Genomic DNA, 14,892 nt, shown 5'->3' on the forward strand with positions numbered 1-14,892 from the left:
GGGATTTGATGAATTATTTTACGTGCAGCTTGCCTTTCAAATATTGACCGGTATAGCTGGCTGGATTAGCTGCGACTTCTTCCGGTGTCCCCGTCGCAATAATCGTACCGCCACCGACACCGCCTTCCGGTCCCAAATCAATGATATGGTCAGCTGTCTTGATAACATCCAAATTGTGCTCGATAACGAGGACTGTATTGCCATCGTCCACAAAGCGTGATAGCACTTGAAGGAGCTTGGCAATATCTTCAGAATGCAGACCCGTGGTCGGCTCATCCAAGATATAGAAGGACTTACCAGTCGAGCGCTTGTGAAGTTCGCTGGCCAGTTTCATCCGCTGAGCTTCACCACCTGACAAGGTTGTGGCTGGCTGCCCTAGAGTCACATAGCCTAGTCCCACATCCTTGATAGTCTGGAGTTTGCGGGCAATCTTGGGAATGTGCTGGAAGAACTCTACCGCATCATTGACCGTCATGTCCAGAACCTGAGCGATATTCTTCTCCTTGTAGTGGACTTCCAGAGTTTCGCTATTATAGCGAGTGCCGTGACAGACCTCGCAGGCCACATAGACGTCAGGCAGGAAGTGCATCTCAATCTTGATAATCCCATCACCCGAGCAGGCCTCACAGCGACCGCCCTTGACGTTAAAGCTGAAACGGCCCTTCTTGTAGCCGCGAATCTTGGCTTCATTGGTCTTGGCAAACAGATCGCGAATATCGTCAAAGACTCCAGTATAAGTGGCCGGATTAGAGCGCGGTGTCCGACCAATCGGACTTTGGTCAATATCAATCAGTCTGTCCACATGCTCAATGCCGCTGATTTTCTTGAACTTACCTGGCTTAGCAGAGTTGCGGTTGAGTTTTTGGGCGATGGCTTTTTTAAGAATAGAGTTGACCAGTGTTGACTTGCCAGACCCAGAAACTCCTGTCACAGCGATGAATTTGCCCAAGGGGAATCTGGCCGTGATATTCTGCAGGTTATTTTCCTGAGCACCTGTCACTTCGATAAAGCGGCCATTGCCTACACGGCGTTCCAATGGTACTGGGATCTCGCGCTTACCTGACAGGTATTGGCCTGTGATGGATTTCTTGCTCTTAGCCACTTGTGCAGGAGTGCCGGCTGCGACGATTTCACCGCCGAAAACACCAGCTCCTGGTCCCACATCAATCAGCCAGTCAGCCTCTCGCATGGTATCCTCATCATGCTCAACCACGATGAGAGTATTGCCCAGGTCACGCATCTTCTTGAGGCTGGCAATTAGGCGGTCATTGTCACGCTGGTGCAAGCCAATAGAGGGCTCGTCCAGGATATAGAGGACCCCACTCAAGTTAGAACCAATCTGAGTCGCCAAGCGAATCCGCTGGCTCTCGCCTCCTGATAGAGTTCCTGCCGAGCGAGACAAAGTCAGGTAATTGAGGCCAACGTTATTGAGGAAGGTCAGGCGGTCGTGAATTTCTTTGAGAATAGGGCGCGCAATCGTAGCTTCATTTTCAGTCAAGCTAAGCTTGTCCAACTGGACCAAATGATCTGCGATGGACAAGTCTGAAATCTCACCGATATGCAAGCCATCTTCGCCACCAACCTTGACAGACAAGGCCTGAGGGCTGAGTCGATAACCATGGCAAGCCGCACAAGTCAGCTCATTCATATAAGCCCGCATCTGCGTCCGAGTAAAATCACTATTGGTCTCATGGTAGCGACGGTTGATATTGGTGACAACCCCCTCAAAAGGAATATCAATATCGCGCACACCGCCAAATTCATTTTCATAGTGGAAATGGAACTCTCGCCCATCTGAGCCGAAGAAAATCAGCTGCTTTTCTTCCTCCGTCAGCTCCTCAAATGGCTTGTCCATATCAATACCAAAGGCTGCCATGGCCTGCTCCAGCATCTGTGGATAGTAGTTGGAGGAGATGGGATTCCAAGGCGCTAGTGCTCCTTCGCGCAAGGTCTTGCCAGCTTCTGGCACAACCACATCTAGATCCACCTCCAGCTTAACTCCCAGACCATCACAGTCCGGGCAGGAGCCAAAGGGCGCATTGAAAGAGAAGAGTCGTGGCTCTAGTTCTGGGACTGTAAAGCCACAGACTGGACAGGCATAATGCTCAGAAAAGAGAAGCTCTTGGCCGTCCATAGTATCAATCACCACATAGCCCTCAGCAATCCGCAGAGCAGCTTCGACCGAGTCAAAGAGGCGGCTGCGCACCCCTTCCTTGATAACAATTCTGTCTACTACGACCTCAATATCATGCTGCTTGCTCTTAGAAAGCTCTGGCACTTCCGTCACATCGTAAATATCGCCATCCACGCGCACACGGACATAACCGTCCTTCTGAATCTTATCAAAAACGGTCTTATGCTGGCCCTTTTTCTTGCGGATGACCGGGGCTAATATCTGCAGCCGCTGACGCTCTGGCAATTCCAAGACCTTGTCAACAATCTGCTCAACAGACGAAGCCTTAATAGCTCCATGACCGTTGATACAGTATGGCGTTCCAACACGAGCATAGAGCAGGCGCAAGTAGTCATTGATTTCGGTTGCAGTTCCCACCGTTGAGCGGGGATTTTTACTGGTCGTCTTCTGGTCGATGGAAATAGCCGGGCTGAGACCATCAATCGAGTCCACATCCGGCTTTTCCATATTGCCCAAAAACTGCCGAGCATAGGCCGACAGGCTCTCCACATAGCGGCGCTGCCCCTCGGCATAGAGGGTGTCAAAAGCCAGACTGGACTTGCCTGAACCAGACAACCCCGTCACCACGACTAGCTTGTCCCGCGGAATTTCTACATCAATATTTTTTAAATTATGAGCTCGCGCTCCATGAATCACAATTTTATCTTGCATCTTGACCTCGTTTCACTTATAAACCTTCTCCATTATAACAAATTTTTCTGCAAACTTTTGCCCCAAAAGCCCGAATTTGTAGTATAATAGTACGGTATGCAAAAAACACTCTGGAAAGGAAAAAGATCATGAAGCAAGTCTTTTTATCTACTACGACAGAATTCAAAGAGATTGATGCGCTCGAATCGGGCACTTGGATCAATCTTGTCAATCCTTCCCAGAGCGAATCAATCGAAATCGCCAACGCCTTTGGCATTGACATCACTGACCTGCGAGCGCCGCTCGATGCAGAAGAGATGTCCCGACTTACGATCGAGGATGAGTATACACTGATCATCGTTGACGTGCCCATCACTGAGGAGCGGAATAACCAGACTTACTATGTCACGATCCCCCTTGGTATTATCATCACGGAAGAGGCTATTATTACCACTTGTTTGGAAAAATTACCTCTGCTGGACATCTTCATTCATAGGCGCCTGCGCAACTTCTATACTTTTATGAAGTCACGTTTCATCTTTCAGATTCTCTACCACAATGCCGAGCTGTATCTGACAGCCCTGCGCTCCATTGACCGCAAGAGTGAGCAGATTGAAAGTCAACTGCACAAGTCCACGCGAAATGAAGAACTGATTGAGCTCATGGAGTTGGAAAAGACCATCGTCTATTTCAAGGCCTCCCTTAAGACAAATGAGCGCGTGATTAAGAAGCTGACCAGCTCTACTAGTAATATCAAGAAATATCTGGAAGACGAGGACTTGCTGGAAGATACCTTGATTGAGACCCAGCAGGCCATTGAGATGGCTGATATCTACGGCAACATCCTCCACAGTATGACTGAGACCTTTGCCTCTATCATTTCTAATAACCAGAACAATATCATGAAAGCCTTGGCTCTGGTGACCATTGTCATGTCGATTCCGACCATGATTTTCTCGGCCTATGGGATGAACTTCAAAAATAACGAACTGCCTCTCAACGGTGAACCACATGCCTTCTGGATTATCATGTTCATCGCCTTTGCCATGAGTGCTTCGGTCATGGCCTATCTCATGCACAAAAAACTATTTTAACCTTTAGAAAGAACGCCTATGTCACAAGTATCCCTCGACAAACTCAGCAAAAAAAACAAAGAATTTATCCATATCGCGACTAACCAGCTCTTACAAGACGGCAAATCTGATCAGGAAATCCAGACCATATTAGAAGGCATTCTGCCGGAAATCCTGGAAAATCAAACCAAGGGAATCACAGCTCGCGGCCTCTACGGAGCCCCAACCACTTGGGCAGCTTCTCTGACCGCAAAAGAGCGCTATGATGCCGATCATCCAAAGGAAAATGACGATCCTAAATGGATGATGCTGGACTCTGTCCTCTTTATCTTTGGTTTCTTTACCCTCCTTACCTCAATCGTCAATCTGGCTTCCTCTCAGCCATCTGTCTATGGACTGACGACTCTCGTTCTTGGAAGCATCGTCGGCGGCCTTTCTTTCTATGCCCTCTACCACTTTATCTACCGTTTCTACGGACCAGATAAGGACCGCAGTCAGCGCCCTAAGCTGCTCAAATCCATCCTTACCATGGCAGCGGCTATTCTCCTCTGGAGCATGTCCATCGTCCTGACCAGTCTCCTGCCTGAATTCCTCAACCCCCGCCTGTCCAATATCGTAGTTGCTATTGTCGGTGCTATTACCCTAGCCCTGCGCTTCTATCTCAAAAAACGCTTCAACATCAAGAGCGCGACTATGGGACCAACGAGATAAGAAATCTTTAAATACTTAAAAAGACAGTTCAAATCAAACTGTCTTTTTATTATACAATTCTTCTATTATCTAAAAAATCCCTGCCGAGGCAGGGAATCTAATTAGTCTTCATTTACGAAAGGCATCAAAGCCATTACGCGAGCGCGTTTGATAGCTGTTGTTACTTTACGTTGGTTTTTAGCTGAAGTTCCTGTTACACGACGAGGAAGGATTTTCCCACGTTCTGAAACGAAACGGCTAAGAAGCTCAGTATCTTTGTAATCAACATATTCAATTTTGTTCGCTGCGATGTAATCAACTTTTTTACGGCGTTTGAATCCGCCACGACGTTGTTGAGCCATGTGTTTTCTCCTTTATATTATAGTTAGATTCGGTCCTTAGAAAGGTAGATCGTCGTCTGAGATATCCATCGGGTTAGAATTGCCAAATGGGCTCTCATCACGAGAAAAGTTCGGTACTTGGTTAGACGAGTCTGCACTGCCATAACTTGGAGCAGAGCTGCCGCCGAAGCTGTTCCCACCGTAACCGCCAGATGACTGACCTTCACGATTAGAGCGACTTTCCAAGAGTTGGAAATTGTCCGCAACAACTTCTGTGACATAGACACGCTGGCCTTGCTGATTCTCGTAGTTACGCGTTTGAATACGACCTGTAATTCCGATCAGGGCTCCTTTTTTAGCCCAGTTTGCAAGATTTTCTGCCTGCTGGCGCCAGATGACAACATTAATAAAGTCCGCTTCTCGCTCGCCACTTTGATTTTTAAAGTTGCGATTGACAGCCAGAGTAAATGTTGCGACCGCTTGGTTCTGCGGAGTATAGCGAAGCTCGGCATCACGGGTCATGCGACCCACCAGTACAACGTTATTAATCATAGTCTACCTTCTTAAGCGTCAAGTTTGACGATCATGTGACGAAGAATGTCAGCGTTGATTTTTGAAAGACGGTCAAACTCTTTAAGAGCTGCATCGTCGTTTGCTTCAATGTTAACGATGTGGTAAAGTCCTTCACGGAAATCTTGGATTTCGTATGCAAGACGACGTTTTTCCCAGTCTTTTGATTCAACAACAGTTGCACCATTGTCAGTCAAGATAGAGTCAAAGCGTGCTACCAAAGCGTTTTTAGCTTCTTCTTCAATGTTTGGACGAATAATATAAAGAATTTCGTATTTAGCCATTGATTTTTCCTCCTTTTGGTCTAATGACCCCAAGACTTTGCAAGGGGTAAGTGAGGTTTGCTCACAAATAACTATTATAGCAGACTTCCAGCAGAATGGCAAGGGAAAGTTTTGATATAAAGAAAACTCTCCCTGTCACCAGAGAGAGTCCGAAAAATACGATTCGTTTTTAGAGAGGCTAGACAATTCTTCCTTGATCGACGACCAGTTTTCCAGCCTTGTAGACCTGATGGGTCAGGTTAGTCGCAAAGAAATAGAGTGGATAGTCAATATTCTTAGCGTCTAGGATAGTAATGTCCGCCTGCTTGCCAGTATCAAAGCTGCCAATCTTATCTTGACGGTTAACTGAATAGGCCGCATTGATGGTTACAGCGTTGAGAACTTCTACTGGCGTCAGACGCATCATAAAGCAGCCCAGCTGCATGACGAACTGCAGATTAGCTGTCGGACAAGAGCCTGGATTGCTGTCTGTGGTCAGAGTGATGGCCATACCAGCTTCCAGCATCTTGCGGGCTGGTGCATAGGTATCTTCCATCAGACTGAAAGTAGTTGCCGGCAGGAGATTGCCGATAACCTTGGCTTCTGCCATCTTGCGAATGCCCTCATCGGTCGCTACCATCAAGTGCTCTGCACTAGTTGCTCCTAGTTCAGCTGCTACATCTACTCCACCGATAGATTCGATTTCATCAGCATGGATACGAAGCTTGAAGCCCATTTCCTTAGCTTTAGAAAGCAGGTAGCGTGACTCGTCAGCTGTAAAGACACCTTTTTCACAGAAAATATCACAGAATTCAGCTAGATTTTCTGCCTTTACCCGAGGAAGCATTTCCTCGACGATGAGCTCCAGATATTCCTGGGAATGTCCCTTGTATTCTGGTGGAACGGCGTGGGCAGCCATAAAGGTAGAAACGAGGTCAATCTCGTGGTCACGGTCCAGAGCCCCAACGACATCCAGCTGGCGCTTCTCTGTTTCCCAGTCCAAACCATAGCCACTCTTGGCCTCAACAGTCGTTACCCCATGCAGTAGCATATAGTCCAGCAGTCTCTTAGACTTATCGTAGAGAGTGTCAAAAGAAGCTTCTCGCGTTGCCCGGACTGTACTGAGAATACCGCCGCCTTGGGCAAGAATTTCCAGATAAGGGACTCCGGCTAATTTCTTAGCAAATTCATGCTCCCGGCTGCCGCCATAGACCAAGTGAGTGTGACAGTCGATCAAGCCAGGTGTAGCAATCTTGCCCTCATAAGACTGGATCTTAGTATCTGGTCCAACCAGACTGGCATCCGGCTCTCCGCTGCCAACTGCTAGGATTTTGCCGTCTTTGACTGCAATGTAGCCGTCCTCCAAGACCTGAGCTTCCTTCATCTCCTCGCCAAAAAGGGGATGGCCAAGATCCTTGGGACAGAAGACTTGATTAAAGTGAGTTAATAGTAAATCAGCAGTCATGCTTGTTCCTCCATTTCATTTTCCGACATATTTGCTTTTCATCATAATACACTATCGTCAAATTATAGTCAAAAGCTTGCAAAAGATAGGAGCCTCTCTTTTTTTACTGCTTTTGTCATTTTCTTGACTCTTTATGGACGGGAGTCTTATAGAATGTAGGAGAAAGATATTTTACACTTGACTAAAAGGAGGATTTTTCATGTCATACTTTAGCGAAAATGAAATTGCAGCAGCAATGACCGTCAAATTAGACGATGTACTGCCTGAAAAAACAGTTTTCCAAGAAGGCATCCGTCGAGCACCTGACCGGGGCTTTCGTTTGACTCAAGCTCAAACCGAAATTGCTCTTAAAAATGCCCTTCGCTATATTCCAAAGAGATTCCATGAGGAAGTGATTCCAGAATTCTTAGAAGAACTGAAGACTCGCGGACGGATTTATGGCTACCGCTGGCGTCCAAAAGAACGCATCTATGGCAAACCAATTGATGAGTACAAAGGGAACTGTACCGCAGCCAAAGCTATGCAGGTCATGATTGACAACAACCTGAGCTTTGAAATCGCCCTTTATCCTTATGAATTGGTTACTTATGGGGAAACTGGATCTGTCTGCGCTAACTGGATGCAGTACAACCTGATCAAGAAATACTTGGAAATCATGACCGACCATCAAACCTTGGTCGTGGAATCTGGCCATCCACTTGGACTTTTCAAATCTAAACCAGAAGCACCTCGTGTTATCATCACCAACGGCCTCTTGGTCGGTGAATATGACAATATGAAGGACTGGGAAATTGCGGAAGAAATGGGTGTGACCAACTATGGTCAAATGACAGCCGGCGGCTGGATGTACATCGGCCCTCAAGGTATCGTCCATGGTACTTTCAACACCCTCCTCAATGCTGGACGCTTGAAACTGGGCGTAGCTGACGACGGCGATCTGACTGGCAAACTCTTCATCTCTTCTGGTCTGGGTGGCATGAGTGGAGCTCAAGGGAAAGCGGCCGAAATTGCTAAAGCTGTGGCAATCGTAGCTGAAGTAGACCAATCTCGGATTGAAACTCGCCACTCCCAAGGCTGGATTAGCCAATTGGCTGAAAGTCCAAAAGAAGCAATCGAGCTAGCTCAGAAAGCCCTGGAAGCTGGTGAATCAACTTCCATTGCCTATCATGGTAACATCGTAGACCTATTGGAATATGTCAACGAAAACAATATCCATGTAGACCTACTGTCTGACCAAACTTCTTGCCACAATGTCTATGACGGCGGCTACTGTCCGGCTGGTATCAGCTTTGAAGAACGGACTCGCCTCCTAGCTGAAGACAAGGAAACCTTTGTTAAGTTGGTTGACCAAACCTTGGAACGTCACTTCAAGGCGATCAAGACCTTGACTAGCAACGGCACCTACTTCTTTGATTACGGTAATGCCTTTATGAAGGCAGTCTATGACTCTGGCATCAAGGAAATTTCTAAGAATGGCTTTGACGACAAAGACGGCTTCATCTGGCCATCTTATGTAGAAGATATTATGGGTCCAATGCTCTTTGACTATGGTTATGGTCCTTTCCGTTGGGTATGTCTGAGCGGTAAACACGAAGACCTGGTCGCTACTGACCACGCAGCTATGGAAGTGATTGACCCTAACCGGCGCTACCAAGACCGCGATAACTACAACTGGATCCGCGATGCAGAAAAGAACCAGTTGGTTGTTGGAACTCAGGCTCGGATTCTCTACCAAGACTGTATGGGTCGCGTCAATATCGCCCTCAAGTTCAATGAATTAGTACGCGAAGGCAAGATTGGTCCTGTCATGATCGGCCGTGACCACCACGACGTATCTGGTACCGACTCACCATTCCGTGAAACTTCCAATATCAAGGACGGTTCTAATGTTACTTGCGACATGGCCGTGCAATGTTACGCTGGTAACGCAGCTCGTGGTATGAGTCTGGTAGCTCTCCACAACGGTGGCGGAACTGGTATCGGTAAAGCAATCAACGGTGGCTTTGGCTTAGTATTAGACGGTAGTAAACGTATTGATGAAATCATCAAATCTGCTATCGCTTGGGATACAATCGGCGGAGTTGCACGTCGTAACTGGGCTCGCAATGAGCATGCTATTGAGACAGCTATCGAGTACAACCGCCTCCACCAAGGCACAGACCACATTACCATTCCATACTTAACTGACGAAGATTTGGTCAAAGAATCTGTTAAAAAGTTGTTCGAATAGGAAAAACTTGTCCCCCAACTTCTGAACTGAGCTAGGCCTCACACCTAGCTCAGCTGGAAGTTCCACTTTATTCACTTTGTAATTTTTAATAATATATATCACGAGGTAATATCTTATGGCAAAAATTGTTGAATGTATTCCTAACTTTTCTGAAGGCCGCAATCAAGCGGTTATTGACGGTCTAGTTGAAGTAGCTAAGAGCGTGCCAGGCGTAACACTTTTGGACCACTCTTCTGATGCCAGCCACAACCGCAGCGTCTTTACCTTGGTCGGTGATGACCAAAACATTCAGGAAGTTGCTTTCCGTTTGGTTAAATACGCTTCTGAAAATATTGACTTGACCAAGCACCAGGGTGAACACCCTCGTATGGGCGCAACTGATGTCCTGCCTTTTGTACCTATCAAGGACATCACAAGTGAGGAATGCGTAGAAATTGCGAAGACAGTATCTGAGCGAATCAACCGTGAGCTCGGTATCCCTATCTTCCTCTATGAAGATGCAGCGACTCGTCCTGAGCGTAAGAACTTGGCTAAGGTTCGTAAAGGACAATTTGAAGGCATGCCTGAAAAACTCTTGGAACCTGACTGGGCGCCTGACTACGGTGAAAGAAAGATTCACCCAACTGCAGGTGTTACTGCTGTCGGTGCTAGAATGCCGCTCATCGCCTACAACATCAACTTGGATACAGACAATCTGGAAATTGCCAACAATATTGCCAAAATCATCCGTGGATCAAGCGGTGGTTACAAGTACTGTAAAGCGATCGGCGTTATGCTGGAAGACCGCAACATTGCTCAGGTTTCTATCAACATGGTCAATCTGGAAAAATTCCCACTCTATCGTGTCTTTGAAACTGTTCGCTTTGAAGCCAAACGTTACGGAGTTGGAATCCTCGGCTCAGAAGTCATTGGCTTGGCACCAGCTAAGGCTTTGATTGACGCAGCAGAATACTATCTGCAAATCGAAGACTTTGACTACGGCAAGCAAGTTCTGGAAAACCATTTGCTGGGCTAGGAGGACAGAAAACTATGAAATTAGTAGATTTAAGTTTGACAGACTTTGCCCAAGTCCTAGGCTCAGATGCTCCTGCACCGGGAGGCGGCTCTGCCGCTGCTCTTTCAGCAGCGAACGGTATTTCCCTGACTAAGATGGTCTGTGAATTGACCCTTGGTAAGAAAAAATACGCAGAATTTGAAGCAGAAATTGCTCAAGTGCACGCAGAAAGTGCTCGACTCCAAGAAAGCCTGCTCGCAGCTATTGACAAGGACACTGAAGCCTTCAATCTAGTCTCCGCCGTCTTTGATATGCCTAAGGAAACAGAGGAAGACAAGGCTGCCCGACGGGAAGCGATGCAGCAAGCCCTCAAGGAAGCGACCAAGTCACCTTATGGCATGATGGAAGACATCTTGGTTGCCCTGCAAACAACTCAAAAGGCTGTTGGCAAGTCCAATACCAATGCTGCCAGCGACCTGGGAGTAGCAGCCCTCAACCTTAAGGCTGGCCTGCAAGGGGCTTGGCTCAATGTCCTCATCAACCTGTCAGGTGTCAAGGATGAAGCATTCGTCGCAGACTACCGCAGCAAGGGTGAAGATCTCCTGCAAAAAGGCTGCGTCCTAGCCGATGAAATTTATCAAGAGATTTTGAAAGTTGTCTAATAGATAAACGGAAGAGAAGTCCACTCTTTCCCATGAATGGACTTCCTCTTCTCAAGAGGTAACAATATGGTTTTATCAGATATTGAAATTGCGAATTCGGTTCAAATGAAGCCCATCAAAGAGGTGGCAGAAAAGCTAGGAATTGCTGAAGATGCCTTGTCTCTTTATGGAAATTACAAGGCAAAAATCAGTGCCGGCCAACTGGAAGCCTTAAAAGACAAGCCAGACGGCAAACTGATTCTCGTGACAGCTATTTCTCCGACACCAGCCGGAGAAGGCAAGACCACTACCTCTGTCGGATTGGTCGATGCTTTGGCTGCTATCGGTAAAAAAGCCGTTATCGCTCTGCGGGAGCCTTCTCTCGGACCTGTCTTTGGTATCAAGGGCGGAGCTGCTGGCGGTGGACACGCTCAGGTGGTACCCATGGAGGACATCAACCTCCACTTCACTGGTGACTTTCATGCCATCGGTGTTGCCAACAACCTGCTGGCGGCCCTCATTGACAATCACATCCATCATGGCAATGCCTTAGGCATCGACTCTCGCCGCATCACTTGGAAGCGGGCAGTGGATATGAATGACCGGCAACTGCGCCACATCGTAGACGGCTTGCAAGGTAAAGTCAACGGTGTTCCACGTGAAGATGGTTTTGACATTACAGTTGCTTCTGAGGTTATGGCTATTCTCTGTCTGTCAGAAAATATCACTGACCTCAAGAACCGTTTGGAAAAAATCATCATTGGCTACAGCTTTGAAGGTAAGCCAGTAACTGCCAAGGACTTGAAAGCTGGTGGCGCTATGGCTGCTGTGCTCAAAGACGCCATCCATCCAAACTTGGTTCAAACACTGGAACACACACCAGCCTTGATTCACGGTGGACCTTTTGCCAACATTGCTCATGGCTGTAACAGTGTCCTAGCTACCAAGCTAGCTCTCAAATATGCCGACTATGCAGTCACAGAAGCTGGTTTTGGTGCTGACCTCGGTGCTGAAAAATTCATTGATATCAAGTGTCGTACATCTGGTCTTCGTCCAGCGGCTGTAGTTCTGGTTGCTACCATCCGTGCTCTCAAGATGCACGGCGGTGTGGCTAAGAGTGATCTGGCTGAAGAAAATGTCCAAGCCGTTGTAGATGGTCTGCCAAACTTGGAAAAACATCTGGAAAACATTCAAGATGTTTATGGATTGCCAGCAGTCGTTGCCATCAATAAGTTCCCGCTGGATACCGAAGCAGAATTGCAAGCAGTTTATGAGGCCTGCCAAAAGCGCGGCGTTGACATCGTGATTTCTGATGTCTGGGCAAATGGCGGAGCCGGCGGTAAAGAATTGGCTGAAAAAGTCGTGGAACTGGCCGAAGGAGACAATCACTTCCAATTTGTATATAATGAAGAGGACTCTATTGAAACCAAGCTGAACAAAATTGTTACTAAGGTTTATGGAGGCAAGGGTGTTCGCCTGACTCCTGCTGCTAAACGCGAGCTCAAACAACTGGAAGAGCTGGGCTTCTCCAACTATCCTATCTGTATGGCCAAGACTCAGTACTCTTTCTCAGACGATGCTAAAAAGTTAGGCGCACCTAAAGACTTTGTTGTGACAATCAGCCAGCTCAAAGTTTCTGCTGGTGCAGGCTTTATTGTTGCTTTGACTGGTGCGATTATGACCATGCCAGGATTGCCTAAGGTACCAGCCAGCGAAAAGATTGATGTTGACAAAGACGGCAATATCAGCGGTTTGTTCTAATAAATATTAAAAATGACACATATAACCCTTTTAAGAGCAAACGATTTTCAAGTTTCCGATTGGTCGGGGGGAAAGACAAAACAGCTTTATCTTTCCCCGCCAACTGGCCACTATGGCAAGCGGAACTTTGACTATCGACTCTCGACAGCAACTGTGGAGTTGGCTGAAAGTCAGTTTTCTGACCTCAGTGGCTTTCACCGCATTCTCGTGAGCCTGGACCACACACTCCATCTCCACAATGCCAGCCGGCAAGAGGAAACGGTTCTAGCTCCCTTTACTCCCTACGCCTTTGAAGGGAGTGATTCTATCACAAGTCGGGGGACTTGTACCGACTTTAACTTAATCTACAGCGACCATTATCAGGGACAGATGATTGCCATCTCAAATGGGCAAGAGCTTAGCCGAGATGACGAAATTCAATTTATCTATGCCTTAGAGGATCTGACGGTAACGGGAACAAACCTGCCAGCACTTAACCTAGAGGCAGAGCAGCTTCTGATAGTGGAAAAAGAGACTCAGGAAACTGAGCTGCATATAATGTTTTCGAGTAACCAGCCAAAGGGTGCTCCCCTTGCTATATGGGCTGGTTTGACCCACATCCCTACTAAGTAAAGATACCATGATGTCTTGTTACCATTCTATCTTTACTTGGAAAGGATCCCATATCTCTAAAGGAGAAACATTATTATGGATGCAACTAAACTCACTGCACAAGAACAAGAACAGGAAAAAGCGAAATTCAGCTTTTCCGGTGCAACCCTCTACGGTATCAATGCCGTTATCGGATCAGGGATTTTCCTCCTACCGCAAAAGATTTATAAAGGACTTGGTCCTGCCTCTCTAGCTGTCATGCTTGGAACTGCCCTCCTCGTTATTCTCTTAGCCGTCTGCTTGGCAGAAACTGCAGGTTATTTTAATAAAAACGGCGGAGCTTTCCAATATTCCAAAGCAGCCTTTGGAAACTTTGTAGGCTTTAATGTCGGTTTTCTGGGATGGGTCGTAACCATTATCGCTTGGGCCGCTATGGCAGCAGCATTTGCAAGACTTTTTGTCATCACTTTTAAAGCCTTTGAACCTTATGAACTTTTGCTCAGTGTGAGCCTAATTATTTTGCTTAGCTTGATGAATATATCTGGTCTTAAGACTTCAAAAATATTTACCTTGACTGCTACTGTAGCTAAACTCATTCCAATCGTTGCCTTTAGTTTATGCGCAATTTTCTTTATTAAATCGGGAATTGATAAAGGTAACTTCACTCCGTTTCTACAACTAGATCCTAAAGTAGATATCATGAAGGCTATCTCAAGTACAGCCATTTATATCTTCTACGGATTTATCGGATTTGAAACCATGTCTATCGTTGCCGGTGAAATGCGCAACCCAGAAAAGAATGTACCTCGGGCTATCTTGGGCTCTATCAGTATTGTATCAGTTCTCTATATGTTGATTATCGCTGGAACCATCGCCATGCTGGGCAGCCGTATCTTGCAAACAGATGCTTCTGTACAAGACGCCTTTGTTGAGATGATTGGCCCTGCTGGTGCTTGGATTATTTCCATTGGAGCACTCATCTCTATCACTGGTCTTAATATCGGGGAGTCCGTCATGGTTCCGCGTTATGGTGCAGCTATCGCAAATGAAGGCCTGCTTCCTAAGAAAATTGCAGAAACCAATTCTAAAAATGCCCCTATAGTTGCCATTATTATTTCAGGAATCCTGGCCATCGCCCTGCTCTTCTCTGGTAAATTTGAAGAATTAGCAGCTCTCAGCGTGGTCTTCCGCTTCTTCCAATACATTCCAACTGCTCTAGCTGTACTAGTATTAAGAAAGAAATATCCAGATAAGAAAGTGGTCTTCCGAGTTCCATTTGGTCCTGTAATTCCAATTTTGGCGGTTCTAGTCAGCCTCGTCATGATTTGGGGTGAAAACCCAATGAACTATGTTTACGGCCTCATCGGTGTCCTTATCGCCAGTGCAGTATACTTTATCTATATAGTACTGATTTGTAAAAATAAAGTTCTTGAACAAGAAGGAGAATGA

At 46.6% G+C, this 14,892-nt stretch carries 13 protein-coding genes; 8 read left to right on the forward strand and 5 right to left on the reverse strand.

Annotation, left to right across the window (positions count from 1 at the left end):
* Nucleotides 1–13 precede the first annotated feature (13 nt).
* Entirely contained in the window at nt 14–2,845 is a 2,832-nt protein-coding gene (uvrA, locus tag PCY71_RS05575) for an excinuclease ABC subunit UvrA (protein WP_048772387.1), read from the reverse strand.
* Between the two features lie 128 nt (nt 2,846–2,973).
* On the opposite strand from uvrA, the gene PCY71_RS05580 reads away from it, so the two are divergent.
* Together PCY71_RS05580 and PCY71_RS05585 are read left to right on the forward strand one after the other, a co-directional pair.
* Nucleotides 2,974–3,918 (forward strand): magnesium transporter CorA family protein, encoded by a 945-nt coding sequence (locus tag PCY71_RS05580; RefSeq protein WP_048772384.1) that lies wholly within the window; start codon nt 2,974–2,976, stop codon nt 3,916–3,918.
* Between the two features lie 18 nt (nt 3,919–3,936).
* The gene (locus tag PCY71_RS05585; protein ID WP_002910572.1) at nt 3,937–4,608 is read left to right on the forward strand and encodes a DUF1129 family protein; all 672 of its coding nucleotides are present in this window, start codon (nt 3,937–3,939) and stop codon (nt 4,606–4,608) included.
* A gap of 101 nt (nt 4,609–4,709) precedes the next feature.
* Here the strand turns inward: PCY71_RS05585 and rpsR are convergent, their stop codons facing one another.
* The 4 genes from rpsR to hutI form a co-directional block, all read right to left on the reverse strand.
* Nucleotides 4,710–4,949: a 30S ribosomal protein S18 gene (gene rpsR / locus PCY71_RS05590; RefSeq protein ID WP_000068664.1), complete on the reverse strand. Its 240-nt coding sequence runs from the start codon at nt 4,947–4,949 to the stop codon at nt 4,710–4,712.
* Between the two features lie 36 nt (nt 4,950–4,985).
* Nucleotides 4,986–5,480, reverse strand: coding sequence for a single-stranded DNA-binding protein (locus PCY71_RS05595; RefSeq protein ID WP_002896496.1), 495 nt, complete (start codon nt 5,478–5,480; stop codon nt 4,986–4,988).
* A gap of 11 nt (nt 5,481–5,491) precedes the next feature.
* Nucleotides 5,492–5,782: a 30S ribosomal protein S6 gene (gene rpsF, locus PCY71_RS05600; RefSeq protein WP_002901389.1), complete on the reverse strand. Its 291-nt coding sequence runs from the start codon at nt 5,780–5,782 to the stop codon at nt 5,492–5,494.
* Nucleotides 5,783–5,960: 178 nt separating this feature from the next.
* Entirely contained in the window at nt 5,961–7,226 is a 1,266-nt protein-coding gene (hutI, locus tag PCY71_RS05605) for an imidazolonepropionase (protein ID WP_002901391.1), read from the reverse strand.
* A gap of 199 nt (nt 7,227–7,425) precedes the next feature.
* Between hutI and PCY71_RS05610 the strand changes: the two genes are divergently transcribed.
* From PCY71_RS05610 to PCY71_RS05635, 6 genes are all read left to right on the forward strand, one after another.
* Nucleotides 7,426–9,456: a urocanate hydratase gene (locus PCY71_RS05610; RefSeq protein WP_002903833.1), complete on the forward strand. Its 2,031-nt coding sequence runs from the start codon at nt 7,426–7,428 to the stop codon at nt 9,454–9,456.
* A gap of 115 nt (nt 9,457–9,571) precedes the next feature.
* Nucleotides 9,572–10,471, forward strand: coding sequence for a glutamate formimidoyltransferase (ftcD, locus tag PCY71_RS05615; RefSeq protein ID WP_002903832.1), 900 nt, complete (start codon nt 9,572–9,574; stop codon nt 10,469–10,471).
* A 14-nt stretch (nt 10,472–10,485) separates the two neighbouring features.
* Complete coding sequence (locus tag PCY71_RS05620; RefSeq protein ID WP_002903831.1) at nt 10,486–11,112, forward strand: cyclodeaminase/cyclohydrolase family protein; 627 nt, start codon at nt 10,486–10,488, stop codon at nt 11,110–11,112.
* Between the two features lie 66 nt (nt 11,113–11,178).
* Nucleotides 11,179–12,852, forward strand: a complete 1,674-nt coding sequence (locus tag PCY71_RS05625; protein ID WP_032912533.1) for a formate--tetrahydrofolate ligase — start codon at nt 11,179–11,181, stop codon at nt 12,850–12,852.
* A gap of 12 nt (nt 12,853–12,864) precedes the next feature.
* Nucleotides 12,865–13,464: a HutD family protein gene (locus PCY71_RS05630; protein WP_002910578.1), complete on the forward strand. Its 600-nt coding sequence runs from the start codon at nt 12,865–12,867 to the stop codon at nt 13,462–13,464.
* 75 nt (nt 13,465–13,539) lie between these two features.
* Nucleotides 13,540–14,892: an APC family permease gene (locus PCY71_RS05635; RefSeq protein ID WP_002907227.1), complete on the forward strand. Its 1,353-nt coding sequence runs from the start codon at nt 13,540–13,542 to the stop codon at nt 14,890–14,892.

The organism is Streptococcus sp. SN3 (assembly GCF_030439905.1).